At 37.1% G+C, this 18,316-nt stretch carries 15 protein-coding genes and 2 pseudogenes; 4 read left to right on the top strand and 13 right to left on the bottom strand.

What is annotated here, in order from left to right:
* Nucleotides 1-79: 79 nt before the first annotated feature.
* The 6 genes from HU235_RS05395 to HU235_RS05420 all read right to left on the bottom strand — a co-directional run bounded on the left by HU235_RS05395 (nucleotide 80) and on the right by HU235_RS05420 (nucleotide 7,060).
* Complete coding sequence (locus HU235_RS05395; protein ID WP_174879541.1) at nucleotides 80-1,873, bottom strand: dihydroorotate dehydrogenase; 1,794 nt, start codon at nucleotides 1,871-1,873, stop codon at nucleotides 80-82.
* Nucleotides 1,874-2,138: 265 nt separating this feature from the next.
* The gene (locus tag HU235_RS05400; RefSeq protein WP_174879542.1) at nucleotides 2,139-3,509 is read right to left on the bottom strand and encodes an ABC transporter substrate-binding protein; all 1,371 of its coding nucleotides are present in this window, start codon (nucleotides 3,507-3,509) and stop codon (nucleotides 2,139-2,141) included.
* A gap of 27 nt (nucleotides 3,510-3,536) precedes the next feature.
* A complete protein-coding gene (locus tag HU235_RS05405) occupies nucleotides 3,537-4,292 on the bottom strand; it encodes a carbohydrate ABC transporter permease (RefSeq protein WP_370877266.1) in 756 nt (251 codons plus the stop codon).
* Between the two features lie 53 nt (nucleotides 4,293-4,345).
* Entirely contained in the window at nucleotides 4,346-5,284 is a 939-nt protein-coding gene (locus tag HU235_RS05410; RefSeq protein ID WP_145581049.1) for a carbohydrate ABC transporter permease, read from the bottom strand.
* Nucleotides 5,281-6,402 (bottom strand): ABC transporter ATP-binding protein, encoded by a 1,122-nt coding sequence (locus HU235_RS05415; RefSeq protein ID WP_174879543.1) that lies wholly within the window; start codon nucleotides 6,400-6,402, stop codon nucleotides 5,281-5,283. The genes HU235_RS05410 and HU235_RS05415 overlap by 4 nt, the downstream gene beginning before the upstream one ends.
* Nucleotides 6,403-6,460: 58 nt before the next feature.
* Nucleotides 6,461-7,060: a glycerol-3-phosphate responsive antiterminator gene (locus HU235_RS05420; RefSeq protein WP_095300551.1), complete on the bottom strand. Its 600-nt coding sequence runs from the start codon at nucleotides 7,058-7,060 to the stop codon at nucleotides 6,461-6,463.
* A 552-nt stretch (nucleotides 7,061-7,612) separates the two neighbouring features.
* Between HU235_RS05420 and HU235_RS05425 the strand changes: the two genes are divergently transcribed.
* Nucleotides 7,613-8,947, top strand: coding sequence for a hemolysin family protein (locus HU235_RS05425; RefSeq protein ID WP_095300549.1), 1,335 nt, complete (start codon nucleotides 7,613-7,615; stop codon nucleotides 8,945-8,947).
* A gap of 84 nt (nucleotides 8,948-9,031) precedes the next feature.
* Here the strand turns inward: HU235_RS05425 and HU235_RS05430 are convergent.
* The 4 genes and pseudogenes from HU235_RS05430 to HU235_RS05445 all read right to left on the bottom strand — a co-directional run bounded on the left by HU235_RS05430 (nucleotide 9,032) and on the right by HU235_RS05445 (nucleotide 11,128).
* Nucleotides 9,032-9,401 (bottom strand): annotated as a pseudogene (locus tag HU235_RS05430) (VOC family protein).
* Between the two features lie 158 nt (nucleotides 9,402-9,559).
* A pseudogene (locus HU235_RS05435) lies at nucleotides 9,560-10,106 on the bottom strand (GNAT family N-acetyltransferase).
* A 30-nt stretch (nucleotides 10,107-10,136) separates the two neighbouring features.
* Nucleotides 10,137-10,544, bottom strand: coding sequence for a DUF5367 family protein (locus HU235_RS05440; protein ID WP_174879544.1), 408 nt, complete (start codon nucleotides 10,542-10,544; stop codon nucleotides 10,137-10,139).
* The gene (locus HU235_RS05445) at nucleotides 10,541-11,128 is read right to left on the bottom strand and encodes a TetR/AcrR family transcriptional regulator (protein WP_095300541.1); all 588 of its coding nucleotides are present in this window, start codon (nucleotides 11,126-11,128) and stop codon (nucleotides 10,541-10,543) included. Before HU235_RS05445 ends, HU235_RS05440 begins: the two co-directional genes overlap by 4 nt.
* Before the next feature lie 308 nt (nucleotides 11,129-11,436).
* Between HU235_RS05445 and HU235_RS05450 the strand changes: the two genes are divergently transcribed.
* Nucleotides 11,437-11,841 carry a VOC family protein gene (locus tag HU235_RS05450; protein WP_145581054.1) on the top strand — a complete coding sequence of 135 codons (405 nt, stop codon included), beginning with the start codon at nucleotides 11,437-11,439 and terminating at the stop codon, nucleotides 11,839-11,841.
* Nucleotides 11,842-11,908: 67 nt separating this feature from the next.
* On the opposite strand, the gene HU235_RS05455 is transcribed toward HU235_RS05450, so the two are convergent.
* From HU235_RS05455 to HU235_RS05465, 3 genes are all read right to left on the bottom strand, one after another.
* Nucleotides 11,909-12,517, bottom strand: coding sequence for a hypothetical protein (locus HU235_RS05455; RefSeq protein WP_174879545.1), 609 nt, complete (start codon nucleotides 12,515-12,517; stop codon nucleotides 11,909-11,911).
* A gap of 371 nt (nucleotides 12,518-12,888) precedes the next feature.
* On the bottom strand, nucleotides 12,889-14,703 hold the full coding sequence (locus HU235_RS05460) for an ABC transporter ATP-binding protein (protein WP_145581056.1): 1,815 nt from the start codon (nucleotides 14,701-14,703) through the stop codon (nucleotides 12,889-12,891).
* Nucleotides 14,684-16,414 (bottom strand): ABC transporter ATP-binding protein, encoded by a 1,731-nt coding sequence (locus tag HU235_RS05465; RefSeq protein ID WP_174879546.1) that lies wholly within the window; start codon nucleotides 16,412-16,414, stop codon nucleotides 14,684-14,686. The genes HU235_RS05460 and HU235_RS05465 overlap by 20 nt, the downstream gene beginning before the upstream one ends.
* A 303-nt stretch (nucleotides 16,415-16,717) precedes the next feature.
* On the opposite strand from HU235_RS05465, the gene HU235_RS05470 reads away from it, so the two are divergent.
* Together HU235_RS05470 and HU235_RS05475 are read left to right on the top strand one after the other, a co-directional pair.
* A complete protein-coding gene (locus HU235_RS05470; RefSeq protein ID WP_174879547.1) occupies nucleotides 16,718-17,026 on the top strand; it encodes a PadR family transcriptional regulator in 309 nt (102 codons plus the stop codon).
* A 12-nt stretch (nucleotides 17,027-17,038) separates the two neighbouring features.
* On the top strand, nucleotides 17,039-18,226 hold the full coding sequence (locus tag HU235_RS05475; protein ID WP_174879548.1) for a chromate transporter: 1,188 nt from the start codon (nucleotides 17,039-17,041) through the stop codon (nucleotides 18,224-18,226).
* The last annotated feature ends 90 nt before the right edge of the window (nucleotides 18,227-18,316 follow it).

Below are 18,316 nucleotides of genomic sequence, written 5' to 3' on the forward strand. Positions count from 1 at the left end.
TGAAGCAATGCGAAAACAGCAAATCAAAAAAAGAGACTGCCTCAAAAATGTCTGTTTCCAGACTTTGAGGCAGCCTCTTTTATCTAGTTCTCTTTAATAAAAACGGCGCAGTGAAAATAACTCCAATTAAGTATAAAGCAACTGCAATGTATGCAGGCAATAAATGAATAAAAACGGTATAGTTAATAATAAAATGCGTAATAATTCCAGAAAGAAATGCAGGGATCGCTCCGATAGTAAATGTCCACCAAACCCACCCTTCTCCTTCACGAATCCCCCACAAGGCAAGCATCAATACGAGCAAACCTACACTTAGCAAGGCACTTCCAAATCCAGCGCGATCATGTGCAATGACAGGAATTAATTTTTCGTTAAATTCATTGATCGCTTCTGGAGTAAGACATAAATAAGATAGATCCGTTGGTACGAAGACATTTGATGCTCCAATAACTGAAATGACAACTCCGCCAAGAGCTAGAGAAAAACCTAATATGACAAACGCTAGCTGTCCGAATAAACTCATCCTCCAATAGCGACTATTAAAAAGGTTTGTACTTGATGGTGCTGCCATTGCATTTTTTGATTTCTTATATCCTAAAATAAAGAACGGTAATAAAATTAACCAAAACAATCCATGAAGCCAATCAAAGTAACCATACCCAATAAATAAAAGAATTCCTAGAAACCCAATAATACCTCCTATATTTACTGCCTTTCTTGCCCAATGAAGGCCATTTTGAATACCATATTTTGCAAGCTGCATATAAATAATTCCACCAGATATCATCGTTCCCGAAAGCGTCATCCTGTCATGTGCCATAAAGGATAAAATGCCAGGATTAAAACTGAAAATATCATTTCTCATCATCCCTAAAAACGATTCATCATATGGAAGGATAATTGATGTCATACTAAAAAACAATGCTATGAATCCAGCAATAGTGATAGCTAAACCGAACAACCAATACCAAATCCATCCGCAAACAAATACATGCTCCGTTTGAAATCGATTGCTATATACCTCATTGATTCGTTTCGGAAGGCCTGGTCCAGCAAATATATATTCAAAGTCTAACATGATAAGTGAGGCTCCGTTTTCTAGTAATCTAGTAGCATCTAAAGGCTCTTTAATTCCACCTGTCGTAATAATAGGAAGGTCGTCACTAAAGGATTTCCTTAATGCAACAAGCGCATCGATTAGCGAATGATGTGAACTGGTTTCCTCAAGAAGAATCCCATTTGGATTATATTGTTTCAACTCTTCAGCATTCGCTATACATTCTGCCGTACATGCAACTATTAACGGTTTACTTACACTGTCTCGTAATTGATTAAATTGATTAGCTGAAGCAAAAGCGTTGTCGTTTATAATAAAAGCATCACTATATGGCTGAAGTATTTCGCAAATTTGAGTTATTTCTTGAAAAGTTCCTTCTATCCTAATAAAAAGCGGAACCTTCTTCTTTTTAAGTGAGTTCAGCTTCTTCAAAACTGCCGATAGCTTAATTGATATGTTCGTATTTCCTTTAACCTGTTCCTGATAAACATAAAGTTCTTCCTTCTTATCTGTACCGCGGATTGAAACTGGTCCGATTTCAATAAAGCCAAAACCAAGATTTTGAAACGCTTTTAGCCCAGATAAATTAGGGTCGATTTTACCACATAATCCAACAGGAGAGGAAAACGTTATCCCGAAAAGTCGTTTTTCAAGATCTTTTGATGGTGCCATATGTCCAAGAAACTCGATAACCGCTTCACCTATCGCTGTAGAGGATATCATACTCATCCCCCGATGAATAAATTCCCGGCTAAACGAAGCTGGCAGCTTCTGAAGAATCGGCTTAAATATAGGATGATAAGACCAATCTGGCAACGTTCCCACTCCTCTCTTTCTTTTCTAATTTATATTAGCACAGTTCGCAGCAAATGGTAGCACTTGTAAATACCCTAAATATCTTTGAGACAGACAATATGACAATTCATTAAAAAACGATTTTTAGTGTACTAATTGTCTTACTTGGAAATTCGAATAGCAAGCGACTCTAAGTAAAACACATGGTTTTCTAAGCTGAAATCCGCCTCGTTTACAGACAAAACCCTTGAAGGTGTGTAATCCTCCAAGGGTTAGTTTTTAACTATTAATTTCCTTGCTTTTTATTCGCAACTTCTAATGCTCGGTTCGTTTCTTCTGCTGCTTGATCTAATGCCTCTTTCGGATCCATTCCTTGATAGAGATTTTCCATTGCCGTAACAACCTTTTGACGAGATTCAGGGAATACAGAAATTAATGCACCTTGAGTTGCTGTACTTTTCTTCGTCTCAGCAAGCTGATCAACAGTTACTTTTAATTGCGGATATTTTTCCCATTCTTCTTTAACGATATCTTGCTCATAGGCAGCAGGGTTAATTGCAAAATACCCTGATTTCACATGCCATTCAGCTTGTACCTCTGGTGTAGTTAAATATTTCATAAATTCCCATGCAGCCTTTTGCTTCTCTTCATCAATACCGCTAGACATCCAGATTGAAGCACCGCCGATAATGACACCTTCACGCTCTGAGTCATCAGGAATTGGTAAATATGATGCTCCTACTTCAAAGTCTGAGTTATCAACCATTGCTTTAATCCCAGCAGATGAATCGAGATACATCGCAATTTTTCCAGATTGAAAGGCAGCGCGCATATCATCCCAGTTTTGTCCTACATTATAATACGTTCCTTCTTTATACATTTCACTAATTAAATTGAAAACCTTTAAGCCCTTTTCGTCATTAAAGGTTGCTTTTTCCGCGTTTCCTTTTCTGCCGTTTTCATTATCTACATAATGACCGCCTTGCTCAGCAAGCATTTCTTCAAAGAACCAGCCATAATTTAAGATAGAGAAGCCGTATCTAGTCGTTTCTCCACCTTCTTTTTTCGTTAATTTTTTTGCCGCTTCTTTTAATTCACTATAAGTCATTGGAGCTTTTTCCGGATCTAATCCAGCCTCTTTAAACGCATCCTTATTGTAGATTAAAATTGGTGTTGATGAGTTGAAAGGCATCGAATATTGTTCACCATCAACTGTATAATAATTTGAAATATTCTCTTCCCATTGTGATGTATCATAGTTATCCTCATCAATAAATTTTTGCACTGGTTGAATTTTACCGCTATCAATCATATACTTTGTTCCAACCTCAAACACTTGCATAATTGTTGGCGCATCATCAGTTCCGGCAACTGAGTTAAACTTTGTTAAAGACTCTTCATATGTACCTTGGAAAATAGGCTTAACCTCAATATTATCTTGAGATTTATTAAAATCTGCAACAATATCATTTAAAAGCTTCTCAAGCTCTCCACTCATCGCATGCCAAAATACTACTTCCTGCTTCCCTGTGCTGCCAGTTTCCTCTCCATCACCTTTTACATCTGACTCAGAAGAATTCGAATTTGTACTAGTAGAGCACGCACCTAAAAGTAATAAAAATAACGCAGAAATGACGATTAACAATTTTTTCTTCACGGTAAATCCTCCTCGATTTGCATAAAATTATTTAATTGCACCTTGAGTTAACCCTTTTTGAAGACGTTTTTGCCCTAGAAACAACAAGATGAGTGTCGGAAGTATTACAACGACGACTGCTGCCATCACCACCCCCCATTCAGTAGAAATTTCTTGAGATTGCAATTGCTTTAAGCCAATTTGCACTGTACGAACACTCTCGTTATTCGTAACAAGCAATGGCCATAAATACATATTCCAAGTTGTTAAAAAGCTATAAATCCCTAACGTTATAAAACTAGTCTTCGAAACAGGCAACACGATATTCCAGAAAAATCGAAACCGACTAATCCCCGCTACCTGAGATGCTTCGAATAACTCCTTTGGGATTGTTTTAAATTGCTGCCGCATTAAAAACGTCCCAAAGGCTAGTGCAAAAAATGGTATTGTTAAGCTTGTATACTCGTTAATCCAGCCAAGCTTTTGAACTAACAAGAAGTTGGGAACCATCGTCGCTTCCCATGGAATCATCATCGTTGAAATAAACAAAAAGAAAATGAACTCTCTCCCTTTAAAGGGAATAAAGACAAACGCAAAAGCAGCTAAGCTTGAGACAATTAATTGACCAATCATCACAATTGCTGAAACGAAGAAGCTATTCCATAAATAGCGAATAAGCGGTACCTTCTCAAATGCTGTCATGTAGTTTGCGAATGTAAAGGAATCGGGAATTAAATTTCCCTTCAGCACCTCACCGCCTTGCATAAAGCTAATCATAAACGCATAAAAAATCGGAAACATCATAAACACAACGGAAATAATTAATAAGCAATATAAGATGACTTTCTTTAAAATGCTCACTGGTAATGAACCTTCCTTTCTCCTAGTTTAAATTGAAGAATCGTAATGACTAGAATACAGAAGAACAGGATGGTTGCTTGAGCACTTGCTGAGCCGACATTGTAATTAACAAAGGCATCCTTATAAATCGAGTAGACAATAACATTTGTTGATTCAATTGGGCCTCCCTTTGTCAAAATATCGATCTGTCCGAAGGTTTGGAAAGCATTAATCAATGATACCGTTATGATAAAGAAAAGCGTTGGTGATAGCATCGGAAGGGTAATCTTTCGTAATTTATACATGTAGCTCACCCCAGCGATATTAGCATTCTCGTAGAGGGTATCATCGATGTTTTGCAATCCTCCTAATAAAATGAGAAAGGCAAAACCTGTATTCATCCAAATTGTAGAAATCGAGACTGCTAGTAAAGCAAACTTCGGATCAAGCAGCCACTCTATATCTGATATGCCGAATATGCCAATGATTTTGTTTAATATTCCAATTGTCGGATTGTACATAAACATCCAAATAACGGATGAAGCTGCTACACTCATTCCCATTGTTGAAGAAAACAGCGTTCTAAAAATGCCGATTCCTCTTACCTTTTCATTTGCAATTAACGCTAAAAACAGCGCTAAAATGATACCTGCAGGAACTGTAAAAAGGACAAAAAGCAATGTCGCTTTAATACTATTTTGAAAGCTTTGGGATTGTAATAAGTACGTAAAGTTTTCAAGCCCCACAAATGAAACAGGCACCCCTTGTCCATCTGTTAAAAAGAAGCTTAAGTAAAGCGTTCTAAGCATTGGGTAGAAGAGAAAAAGACTAAACAAAATAATCGATGGCAGTAAATATAGAAGTCCTACAACAAAGTTTGGCCACTCTCTTTTCCTAGCAAAGTGTCGATCTGTTACCTTCACGTCTTGTGCAGATACGTCTGGCAAACTACTCATAGGACAGCCTCCTTAACCGCCTTGCGCTGTTCCGTTTTCGGCTGATGCCAAATACACCTTCCACTTTCCTTTTCAAATAGAAAGAGATCCTTTTCCTCAATGTACAAAGGTACCCGCTCACCGACATCAATATTCCACTGACCGTTCCATTTTGCAATCCATTGTCCTTTTCCAATTTCAAAGGTTAAAAGCGTTTCGGTGCCAAGTACCTCGACGTTCACAACATCGGCCATAAAGCTTAATTGACCATCCTTTGCGAGCTGAATATGCTCAGGGCGGACTCCTATTGTCACCTCATTTCCCTTTGAATAGGATTTGAGATTTTCACCGTTTATTGGCACTGAACGTTCATCGTCAAGAACGACTTTTCCTTCACTTAGGATGACATCTATTAGATTCATTGGTGGTGAGCCTATAAACGATGCAACAAAAGTATTTTCCGGGTGATTGTAAATCTCCAACGGCTTACCGATTTGTTGAATTTCTCCATTATGTAAAATCATCATTCTGTCTGCCATTGTCATCGCTTCCGTTTGATCATGTGTTACGTAAATCATCGTAATTCCTAATTTCCGCTGAATTTGCCGAATTTCCGAACGCATTTTGGCTCTTAGCTTCGCATCCAAATTCGACAACGGCTCATCCATTAGACAAATAGGGGCATGTGTAACAATTGCTCTCGCCAAAGCAACACGTTGTCTCTGCCCACCTGATAATTGTCTTGGCTTTCGATTTAATAGCTCGGACAACCCTAACATTTCAGCTGCTTCTAAGCACCGTTGCTGCTGCTCCTGCCTTGAGATTTTCTTCGTATGTAACCCAAAGGTAATATTTTGTTGCACACTTAAATGTGGATAAAGTGCATAATTTTGAAAAACCATTGAGAGATTTCGCGCACTTGGTGGCAATTTATTCGAAAATTGCTCTCCAATATACAATTCACCAGCCGAAACCTCCTCAAGACCTGCGATCATTCGCAGCATCGTACTCTTCCCACAACCAGAAGGACCTACTAGAACAAAAAACTCACCTGGTTCAATTGCTACATTTATATCCTTCATTACATTCGTCTTCCCATCATACGATTTGGAGACATTTTTTAGCTCAACGCGTTTCATGAAAGCTCCTCCTTTATAACAAGACTTTTTACTGAATATCCTTTTCAAGACTGCTTTATTATCTTTTCATTGAAAGCGTGGGCTGCTGCACCTTCCAAAGCCAAGGCCTCCCTGTCGATACAGCCACAGCTCCACTCTTTAATGCAGCATCGATATGGCGCTGCTCTTGAATTAGCCCACCAGTAATAATAGGTAGATTCGTTTCATCCTTTAGCTTTGCTATCATTTCGGGAATAAGTGCTGGCATGATTTCTAAAGCATGCGGCTGGATTTCAGCTACTGAATGTAGACCATTTTCCACCGCCTCTGTATCAACTAAAAAAAGCCTTTGAATCGTAATAAGCCCTTCCCTTTTCGCTAGTTGGATAAGCGAGCTTTTCGTTGTTACGATTCCTGTTGGATTAACAAATTTCGCGATAAACTTTAACCCTTCCCGGTCATAGCTAATACCAGGAATTTTTTCTATATGTAAAAAAACAAATCGATTATTCTTTTTTAGAAGCTCAACATATCGTTTAATAACACTTATATTTCCTGTTAGTAAAATCGCAGATTGTATGTTTGTTTCAAGAAACATGTCTAAGCTTTTCGGATCCTTTATAGATGCGATCAACCGATCTTCCTTCAATCGTCTCGTAAACTCCTGATAAACATTCATCCATGCTCACTCCTATTACATATTCACTTTGCAAGCTAATGCTCTGTTATTCACTTGCCAACTTCCGAAAGCGGAGGCACAAAGCGTTAATAAAGCCCTAGCTAAAAATAAAAAACCACAAAAAAACACAGGGGTAACGATCTCGTCATACTCCTAATTCTTTTGGTGGTTTCTCTTATTCACAACCTATTGCTATTCACTTGTCCTTCATTGCCTTATGTTACTTGTCGAATTTAAAGAGAATATAAAGAACATGTATAATTTTGTAAATTTATTGTTTTGATTTTGTAAAGATGCTTTTGGTAATGGCGCAAAGCATGCGATCGGTGTATATGTACATGAATTAGACAAACGATATTTAGAAGGGGTTATATCCACTCACCATATCACGGAAAAGAGTTACCCCTACATAGAATGACAAATATTTGAAACATTGAATTGAATCAACTATTATTAATGTAGTGATCAAAAATGATTCGTCCAAAATGGCATCTTTGAAAAGCTCACTTGAAATAAAAAAATGAATTAGGGAATTGATGGAGGGTACACTCATTGGCTTTTGCACTAACGACACTTATCATACTTATTATTGTAAATGCTTTTTTTGCAGCATCAGAAATGGCATTGGTTAGCCTAAATGATAACAAAGTAAAACGGATGGCTGAAGATGGAGATAAAAAGGCTAAAATGCTATATAAGCTCATATCTCAACCAAGCCAATTTTTAAGCACAATCCAAATCGGGATTACGTTAGCAGGATTTTTAGCGAGTGCGTTTGCTGCTGACTTCTTTGCTGGACCTTTAGCAGAGCTTTTATATAATTTAGGAGTTCCGTTATCCATGAATGTACTTGGCACAGCTTCAGTTGTTGTGATTACGATCCTTCTATCGTATTTCACACTTGTCTTCGGTGAGCTTGTTCCAAAGCAGCTGGCCTTACAAAAGTCTGAAACAATCTCAAATTTTGCAGTTACACCCCTTACTTGGTTATTTAAAATATGTCTGCCATTAGTTAAATTTTTGACCTTTTCAACAAATACTGTTGTTCGTTTATTCGGAGTTGATCCGAATGCAAAAAATGAAGAAGCAACAGAAGAGGAAATTCGCATGATGGTTGATGTTGGAGGTGAGCAAGGAACGATTCAAATCACAGAAAAACTTATGATCAACAACATCTTTGAGTTTAATGATAAAATCGTTTCAGACATTTTCACCCATCGAACAGACATGTCGGTTCTTTCAATTGACGCAACCTTGCAAGAAACGGTGAAATTAGTTAATTTAGAAAAATATACGAGATTCCCTGTTTATGAAGGTGATGTTGATAACATCGTCGGGATCTTACATGTAAAAGACTTATTCCAATTTATCGATCAGGACAATGATAACGAATTTGATTTAAAGAATTTAATTCGCAAGCCATACTTTGTCCTTGAAACACAAAGCATTGACGTATTATTTACCGTCATGCAAAAAAACAATGTTCATATCGCTATCGTTGTTGATGAGTATGGTGGAACAGAAGGATTAATTACAATTGAGGATGTTATCGAAGAAATTGTCGGCGAAATCTTTAGTGAGTCTGATGGTCCTGAGGATGAAGAAGTGAAGCAGCTGGCAACTAATAAATTTTCAATTTCAGGAATTACCCACCTCTACAAGCTTGAGGACATTTTACATATCGATTTTCCAACTGACGATTACGATACATTAAGTGGCTTCCTTATTGGTGAAATCGGCTATATTCCATCGAATGAGGCTCGTCCAGTCATTACATATAAAAATCTAGTATTTGAAGTAACTGAGGTATCAGAAAATCGGATTGAAAATGTTATTGTGACGATGTTAAACAAGGAACAAAATGAATTAATAGAAGAAAAGCAATAATAAGAAAGACTGTATCTCTATGTGAACTGATCATAGTCGATACAGTTTTTTTCTACACGTTCCCTTTATAGGGAATTACCATTTTCATGTTGTTAATTGTTGGATCATCTCAACTCGATTGCCAAAGGGATTCCTAAATTCAAGCCGTTCATAATTAGGTATTGGTACAGATTCTATCAACCTCACTCCATTTTCCGCTAAAACTCTTCTCCAATGTGAGAGATCATCTACTTGATAAGCGATGTGGGCTTTTGTTGCGAGCCTATCGACATTTTCCTCTGTTCCAACATGTACTTGCTCTTTTCCTACTTGCCAGCCAAAAACCTCCCCTGCCCTTTAAGGACTTCGGTTTTTCAATTTCGGGTAGTCCTAACAGATGACAATAGAAGTTCTTCCCCTCTTTTTCTCCACCTTTAGGAATTGTTATTTGCACGTGGTGTAAACCAATAATCATAGGTACTCCCCCTTAGCATTGATAAATCCTCTTGCTAACACTCTATATAAATCGTACACGAATCATAACTATAAATAAATTTGATTATTATTAACAAGATCGATAATCATTTCTTATCAACAAATTAAGGCAGGGAATAACCACCTGCCTCTATCATGCTACAGAGTAAATCTCCCCATTAAGACAGTGTGATAGTAGTTTCCGTCTGAGAGAAGCTTATCATTTTTTAATATTCCTTCTACTTCAAAGCCTTCTGATTCATATAGCTTAATCGCCTTTTTATTCGTTTCTAGAACAGCTAAATTCATTTTTTTAATATGATTGGCATCTGCCCAACGAATTGATTCCTTTAATAGATTTTTCCCAATACTAAAGCCCCAATAGCTTTTTAACACACATACACCGAATTCTACCTTGTGTGAAAGTCTTTTTAAACTGCTTCCTTCACATCGAGAAAACCCAACGATTTCTCCGTTTACTTCGGCAACTAAAAAAGAGATGATTGCTTGCTTCGCTGTCTTTTATGATCAGCTGCTTAAAGCCTTCTTCATCAATAAGTCCTTCTCCGCTTTCCCGATCGAGATATTCTGTTTCTCCATCAATCTGGACTCTTACCTCAGACAATTGTTTCGCATCGTTCATAGCAGCAGACCTTATCACATATTGTTGATCTTTAACATTAAATTCTTTATTTGAAATCTCCATATATGCCTCCATTTTGTCTTTATCCGGTAATTACGGCTTTATCGCTTTCCTTTTTTGCAGGTTCATGACAGCTGGAATGAATAAATAAATGGCATAAGCAAATGTCAACCATGCGGCAAATGCAATAACCTGTTGATAACTTAATTTCGGAAAAAGCAGCTGGTGATTTGCCAAAGAAAACGTATCTAAAGCTAAACCAAGCATAGTTCCGATGATACCAAACTTAATCGCCGCATTCTCCGATTTATCAACTAATAAATAGAGATGAGTAACAAGCCATAAAAGAAGTGCCGTTCCAATGAGTAATAAAAGCAAACTTATCAAAAACTCCTTTGTTCCAGGGGTAAATAATACACGGTCACCGAAAAATACGAAGAAAAGCGTTGCAAAAAGCCATATAAACAACCCCCAAATTGCAATTACAATATAACTTTTCATTCCGATTCCTCCTTGTTTTGTAAAGAACTAATTCCATTTACGAAATGTTCAAGCTCTGCATATGTTTTTTCAATTGGAAAATCCTTTTTCAATATAGCCTGTAGAGCAATTCCATCAACAAGTGCATTAAAGAAAATCCCCCATGTCTCAACGGAAACGCCTTTAATCGGTGATTCCGACCACAATTTTTCCAATTGCCTTGTAAGAATATCATTTTCTCTACCAATCATCTCTCCAAGCTGATGTCTAATTTTTTCATTCGTAAAGCCTGTCGATACTAATGTAATAAATAATTTATGGTAAAAGGAGTCGTACGAACAGCGACTTTTTGCTGACTCAATCGCCTCCTTTAAAACACCCTCATCAGTTTGTGATAAGCTATTCCAGGAATCCTCACAAATCTCTTGCACTAGCTCTAATATTAGCTGCTCCTTTGTACGAAAATGGTAATAAACCGTTCCTTGCGTTACTCCCGATTTTTCCGCTACAGCCCTTAATGTAAATTTCTCAATCCCACCTTCCACCAAACATTGCTTTGCACTTTGAAGAAGATCGTTTTTCGTAATAACATTTGGTTTAGCCATTTCACCACTCCTTCTTAGTTATTCAACTAACTAACTATTTATGTAAATTTTACCATGTTATCCATCCCTTATCAATTGTATGAATTCCATTTTTTATCACTTCTCTGCAATAGTTCGATATTACTTTCACCTAATACTTATAAATCACTCATCCTAAATAAATAGTTTCCCAACTATAAAGTATAACTTGATAAGTGGTAAATTATGCTTTATGATAAACTCAAAAGATTACTTACCTTTTGTAAAGTTAAGCTCTCCTTTTTTCTTTTAATCAAGGGGTAATCTTCATACCAAAGGAGATGGGAAACATGGGTGTGCAAAAAATATTTGTTAACTTACCTGTAAAAGATTTAGACAAATCAAAAGAATTTTTTTCAAAAATAGGATTTGAATTCAATCCTCAATTTACTAACGAGCTAGCAGCATGTATGGTGATTAATGATAGTATTTATGCGATGTTATTAGTAGAAAAGCGTTTTAAAGAATTTACGAAAAAAGAGATTGCAGATTCAACGAAAAGTACAGAAGTGATTATCGCATTATCTGTTGACAGTAAGGAGCAAGTAGATGAAATCGTTAACAAAGCTCTTGAAGCTGGTGGAACAGCTGCAACTGACAAACAGGACTATGGATTTATGTACCAATGGAGTTTTCAAGATATCGACGGCCATCTTTGGGAGCTTCTTTACATGGATGAAAGTGCAGTACAATAAAATTAGCCTAAAAAAACGTTTGGATTCTTTTCTTTCCAAACGTTTTTTAAATGGATTTACACTAGTGCTACTTAAATTCACCTCTAAGGAGATAAACAGTATCATACTCTTTAAGCTTATCTATATGTCTATCTACATCTTGATAAAATTCTGTAGACAACGATGACATGCCCTCAGCTCCTGGCTTTGATATACATATGCTAGAAAAGACCATCTCGTTTTTTATGCTTATTGATTGATTTGTTTCCCAAGAATATGACACACCATCAGGAGAAGCATTTGCAAGTGAATCAACAGCATTTGCGCTACTTGTTGAACGATTGCTTTCGACTCCTATATGAAACTCAAACTGATTTTGCTCGTCATCTGGTTGGGATGCTGTAAAAATAATCGTACCTTTTCCTTCAACTTCAGTCGTCATGAAGTTAATTTCTTCATTGACCAACTTTCCTAATTCGTATTTTTCTACCCAAAGCGATAATTGCTTATACTTCCGATTATCTAGTTGAAACTCAAATACAGAGGATTTATCTGATGTAATTGAAAGAATCGCCTCTTCTCTATTCGTTAAATTAGCTACAGAAATGGTATTTTCCGCCTTCGTTTCCTTTTGACTACAAGAAACGAGTGTAATAGCAATCGGAATAGCAAGTAGTAAAACGAAAATTCTTTTCATCCTTTTCTCCTTTATTTCCTTTTATCTCTCTAGTCTATTTGCCATCCACTTATGTGTCTTCACTTACTTGTCGATTCATTCATTTATTTATTTGTAAGTAAAGGCTGTTTTCATAAACTTTGTTGCCTTTAATTAGTTTCGTTATGATTGATTTCCGCTTAACAATGTTTATAACACCAATATTTTAAAAAGGGCTTAAGTTAATGATAATTAGCAGATTTAAAGAATATAAAAACCATATATTTCCTTTATAGAATAATATGAAAACAAGAAATTGTCATTACAATTTTTGCCAAAAAACAAATCCCTCCTACGAAAAACAGCATTTTGATTCATACTGTCTCTTGTAGAAGGGATGAAATCATCTCGCTTCAATTTTTATGTTGCATCTCAGAATAAAAGCCCTTTAATTGAAGTAATTCCTCATGTGTTCCTTTTTCAATAATCTTTCCTTCCTTTAAAACGAGAATTTGGTCTGCCTTTTTGATCGTATTGAGACGATGTGCAATGACAAAGGTAGTTCTTCCCTTCATTAGCCTTGCCAAAGCGTCTTGAATTCGCAGTTCAGTAATTGTATCAATGCTGCTAGTTGCTTCATCCAAAATTAAAATCGTTGGATTTGCTAGCATTGCCCTAGCGATAGCAAGCAGCTGCTTTTGTCCATGACTGATGCCATTACCATCATAGCTAATAATCGTTTTATATTGGTTCGGTAGCTTTTGAATAAAGAAGTGAGCATTTGCTAATTTAGCCGCTTCTATTACTTCTTCATCTGTTGCATCTAATCTTCCATAACGAATATTTTCCAGCACGGTGCCATGGAATAGGAATGTATCCTGTAGCACAAATGCCATCTGCTTTCGAAGTTCATCACGGTTCAACTGTCCAATAGGCAACCGATCAATGAAAATTTCTCCCTGATTTGCATCATAAAACCTTGAAATTAAATTAATTAGCGTTGTTTTCCCTGCACCTGTTGGTCCTACTAAAGCGATCGTTTCACCAGGAGAAGCATGGAAGCTAACATTTTCAATTGTTTGCTTGTCATCACCGTCATCGTAAGAAAAAGACACATTTGAAAACTCGACTTCTCCTTGTAATGACGGAACAACTCCATTAGCCTCGAATTCGTTTATTTCTTTCTCTTCATCAAGAATGTCAAAAACTCTTTCAGCCCCCGCGATTGCTGATAAAAGCGTATTAAATTGGTTTGCTAGATCGTTTAAAGGACGAGTAAATTGTCTCGCATATTCGGCAAATATAACAATGATTCCGATCGTGACCAAGCCATTTAACGCCAATAATCCCCCAATTGCAGCGACAATCGCGAAGCTTATATTGTTTAACATATTCATAACCTTTGGAATAAAGCCTGAAATTGTCTGTGCCCAAAAGCCCGAAAGTTTAAGCTGATTACTTTTCCCAACAAACTGAGAAATGACTTTTTCCTCTTGGGAATAGGCCTTTATCATCTTTTGTCCAGAAATAATCTCTTCGATATAACCATTTAATTCTCCTAAGTTTTGTTGCTGCTGCTTAAACAGCTTTCCGGTCCGCTTTGTAATCCACTTCATCCCAATGACCATTAAAGGAATAATGATCATTGTCACAAGAGTAAGCAGTGGACTAAGAATAACCATCACTGTGACAGTACCAATTAAGGTTAAAACACTTGATATAACCTGAATAAATGAGCTATTTAATGTCGAGCTGACATTTTCAATATCATTTGTTACACGACTCATTAATTCCCCATGCTGTCTTTTATCAAAGAAAGCAATCGGAAGCTGATGAAATTGTCTAAATAAATCTGATCTCATTCGATTAACGGTAAATTGTGAGACACTAATCATCCAGTAATTTTGTAAAAATAACGAAAGCGAATGAAAGGCAAAAACAACGGTTAAACTGACCAACAACAGAAATAACCCGTTTATTTCCTTCGTCACAATGAAGTGATCAATTGTATGTCCAATTAAATATGGTCCTAATAAGCCTAAGCCAGAGCTTAAGACAACCATAAGGAGAACTAAGCAAAGCAGCATTCGCTTTTCAGATAAGTAAACCCACAATCGTTTTAACGTTGATAGATTCACTTTTTTCCTGTCTTTCTTCGCTTCTATACCTGCTTGATTGTTTATTTTTAATCGCTCATATTTAAAAGGACTAGTTAGTTGCTTTAACATGTCGAACCTCCTCCATCATTTGTGATTGACAAATTTTCCCGTAAAGAGGAGATGTTTTCAGCAGCTGTTCATGTGTACCCTCTGCAATTAGAATCCCATCATCAAGAAGTAAAATTTTATCCGCCTGCTGTGCTGTGCTTACCTTTTGCGTAATAAGCAATGTTGTACATGAGTAATTCCGCAAGGCTTCTAATAATTTTCTTTCCGTCTTAACATCCAATGCACTTGTACTATCATCAAGCAGAAGCAGTTTAGGCTTTCTTACTAATGCACGGGCAACAGAAAGACGCTGCTTTTGCCCACCTGATAAATTAACACCCTTTTGACCAATTTTTGTTTCATATTGATGTGGAAGCTTTTCGATCGTTTCATGGATTTGAGCCGCCTTTGTTGCTTCAATGATTTCGGCTAATGATGCATCCTCTTTTCCCCACGAAATATTTTCCTTCACCGTTCCAGTAAATAAAATCGCCTCCTGTGGTACATAGCCAATTTGCCGACGCAGGCTTTTGCTATCCATTTCAGCAATTGCTATCCCATCAATGAAAATGTCACCATCATTTACATCATATAAACGTGGTAACAGCTGAAAGAGAGATGATTTTCCTGAGCCTGTTCCACCCATGATGGCAATCGTCGAGCCAGCAGGTGCTGTAAAGGAAATGTCTTTCAGGACAACTTCTTTTGTTCCTGGATACGTAAACGAAACATGTTCAAAGCTTACCTTTCCATCTGTTATCTTACATTTATTTTCTGCGGCTTCATATTTCTCCTCGATATGTAACACTTCAGAAATCCGGGCTGCAGACGCCCGCGAGCGTGATAAAAACATAACGATAAACGAAAACATGGATAAGGCCGACGTCACCCTTAACCCATAATTTACGAGAGCCACAACCTCACCAACCTGAATATTCCCGTTTACCACTTGGGCATGACCAAACCATAAAATAACGAGAATGGCGATATTCATGACAAATAGAAGAACTGGCATTGAGGTTTCAATGAGCCGTAAAGTTGTAATCGTCTTATCTCTTAATTCATCCGTTGCTTTTGTGAACCGTTTGATTTCATGATCACGTCTTACATATGCTTTGATCAATCTCATCCCAACTAAGTTTTCTCGTAAAACACCATTAACAAAGTCAAGCTTTGCCTGAACCTTATTAAATAATGCACTACCTTTTCTCATAATCCAAATAAGAGTCAGGATAATCATCGGAATAACGAAAACAAACACGCTTGCTAACAGAGGATTAACGATAAATGACATAATCACTGCACCAATCACAAGTAATGGCGCTCTTAACATAATTCTCAGTCCCATAAATAAGGTGTTTTGCAGCTGGGTAATATCATTAGTCATCCGCGTAATGAGGGAAGAAGTCGGAAAACGGCTTAATTGCTCAAAAGAAAATCGCTGTACCTTTTCAAAAAGTTGTTTCCGAATATCAAATCCAAAGCTTTGACTGACATGTGAAGCATAAAAGGAATTAATAATACCAGATGCAAAAGCAAGAAGGGAAATTCCAAGCATCACTCCCCCCCACAGCAAAACAACATGAAGGTCCTTATTTACGATTCCTTCATCAATTATTTTTGCCATTAGCAATGGATGAATAAGCTCAACCGCTAATTCTATTAGCATTAAACTTAGTGCAATGGCCATCGGCATTCGATATGGATGTAAAAATGAACGAATTTTCACCATCAGTTTCCTCCAAGTCTGGCATTTAGAATACTCTTAATTATCTAAAGAACGTAATGATAAGTTTTAAGCATTATTTACAAACCAAGAAAGGGTTTTCAATTTTAATGTTCTTTTAAAATATATAGTTTAGTTTACCAATAAAACAATCGTCTGCCGAGTAGAATGACTTATAAGTTCAACACTCCTCCTACTATATTATTTCATCCTCTTCCCCTTTTGTAAGTTTTATATGATATACTCTTTTCGAATCTTGATATCGGATTTCGATATTGGTTTTCGATTATGAAAGGCGGTGATAAATCGTTGGATGATAAAGTACTTAGAAAGCTATTTTTAGGATTTATCCATATTCATATTCTCCATCATGCAAAGGAACACCCGATTTATGGCCTTTGGATGCTTGAGGAATTAAAGGAGCACGGTTATAGCATTAGCGCTGGTACGCTCTATCCAATCCTTCACACGATGGAAACAGATGGACTGCTTATTCGTGAGGATAAAAATATTGATGGAAAAATAAGAAAGTATTATACAACAACAGCTAAAGGTGAGAGTGTTTTAGAAGAAGCTAGAAAGAAAGCCTATGAACTTTTTAAGGAAATAAAAGAGTAAAGGAGCTTGAAGATGAAACAAAAAACAACCTTAGCAACATTATGGGAAATCCTCCTTGTTTCAACTAGGCTTGGCTTAACCTCATTTGGTGGTCCTGTCGCACATCTTGGCTATTTTCACGAGGAATATATTCGCCGAAGAAAATGGCTCGATGAAAAGAGCTATGCTGATTTAGTAGCACTTTGTCAATTCCTCCCTGGGCCAGCAAGTAGCCAAGTTGGCATTGGGATCGGCGTTATGAAAGGAGGACTGCTTGGCGGAATCACGTCCTTTATTGGTTTTACCCTCCCATCTGTCATTGCCCTTATTTTATTTGCTATTCTGCTTCAAGGCTTACATATTAGTACTTCAGGCTTTATCCATGGATTAAAAATCGTTGCTGTTGCTGTTGTTGCTCATGCAATTATTGGAATGGCACAAAAATTAACACCTGATTTAAAAAGAAAAGCGATCGCTCTCATTGCATTGGTTGGCACGCTTTTATGGCAATCAGCCTTGACCCAGGTAGGAGTCATTCTTATTGCAGCTTTTGTAGGGTATCTATTCTATAAAAATGAACAGGTCAGCAATGAAAAAACGGTTCAATTTCCGATTTCAAAAAGGTTTGCAATCATCTGTTTAGCCCTGTTTTTTGGCATATTAATTGCACTGCCGATTATGAACGATCTTACATCGTTAAGCTGGATCGCCATGTTCGATAGCTTTTATCGTTCAGGATCATTAGTGTTTGGAGGGGGACACGTCGTCTTACCATTATTAGAAAAGGAATTTGTCCCAACTGGATGGATGTCAGAGGAAGCCTTTCTTGCCGGCTATGGTGCAGCACAAGCTGTTCCTGGTCCATTATTTACATTTGCTGCTTATCTTGGAGCTGTCATGAACGGATGGCAAGGTGGGGTCATTGCAACTATCGCCATCTTTTTACCGGCATTTTTGCTCATCCTTGGTACGCTGCCATTTTGGAATATGCTCCGCAGCAATCAAAGCATAAATGGGGCATTATTAGGTGTTAATGCTGCTGTTGTTGGGATTTTAATTGCAGCTTTTTACCAACCGATTTGGCAAAGCTCTATATTAAGTGCTCCGGACTTTGCCTTTGCTGCGATTCTCTTTAGCATGTTAGTTTATTGGAAGCTCCCCCCCTGGATCATTGTTGTCACTGGAGCTTTAGGCGGTTGCTTGATTCTTCCATACCTTTGATGATACAGTAATAATCAATAAAAATAGGGCGTTTCTTTTGAGATGCTCTATTTTTTATACCTTTAGCACAGGAAAGACATCAATCAAAAA

Source organism: Metabacillus niabensis, assembly GCF_902829255.1.
In the GTDB taxonomy this organism is placed as follows: Bacteria; Bacillota; Bacilli; order Bacillales; family Bacillaceae; genus Metabacillus; species Metabacillus niabensis.

Excerpts from the sequence above, each read along its gene's own strand:
- HU235_RS05460 (WP_145581056.1), bottom strand. The coding sequence starts at position 14,703 with ATGTTAAAGCAACTAACTAGTCCTTTTAAATATGAGCGATTAAAAATA.
- HU235_RS05455 (WP_174879545.1), bottom strand. The coding sequence starts at position 12,517 with ATGAAAAGAATTTTCGTTTTACTACTTGCTATTCCGATTGCTATTACA.
- HU235_RS05445 (WP_095300541.1), bottom strand. The coding sequence starts at position 11,128 with ATGGCTAAACCAAATGTTATTACGAAAAACGATCTTCTTCAAAGTGCA.
- HU235_RS05420 (WP_095300551.1), bottom strand. The coding sequence starts at position 7,060 with ATGAATGTTTATCAGGAGTTTACGAGACGATTGAAGGAAGATCGGTTG.
- HU235_RS05440 (WP_174879544.1), bottom strand. The coding sequence starts at position 10,544 with ATGAAAAGTTATATTGTAATTGCAATTTGGGGGTTGTTTATATGGCTT.
- HU235_RS05465 (WP_174879546.1), bottom strand. The coding sequence starts at position 16,414 with ATGGTGAAAATTCGTTCATTTTTACATCCATATCGAATGCCGATGGCC.
- HU235_RS05450 (WP_145581054.1), top strand. The coding sequence starts at position 11,437 with ATGGGTGTGCAAAAAATATTTGTTAACTTACCTGTAAAAGATTTAGAC.
- HU235_RS05410 (WP_145581049.1), bottom strand. The coding sequence starts at position 5,284 with ATGAGTAGTTTGCCAGACGTATCTGCACAAGACGTGAAGGTAACAGAT.
- HU235_RS05405 (WP_370877266.1), bottom strand. The coding sequence starts at position 4,292 with ATGATGTTTCCGATTTTTTATGCGTTTATGATTAGCTTTATGCAAGGC.
- HU235_RS05415 (WP_174879543.1), bottom strand. The coding sequence starts at position 6,402 with ATGAAACGCGTTGAGCTAAAAAATGTCTCCAAATCGTATGATGGGAAG.
- HU235_RS05475 (WP_174879548.1), top strand. The coding sequence starts at position 17,039 with ATGAAACAAAAAACAACCTTAGCAACATTATGGGAAATCCTCCTTGTT.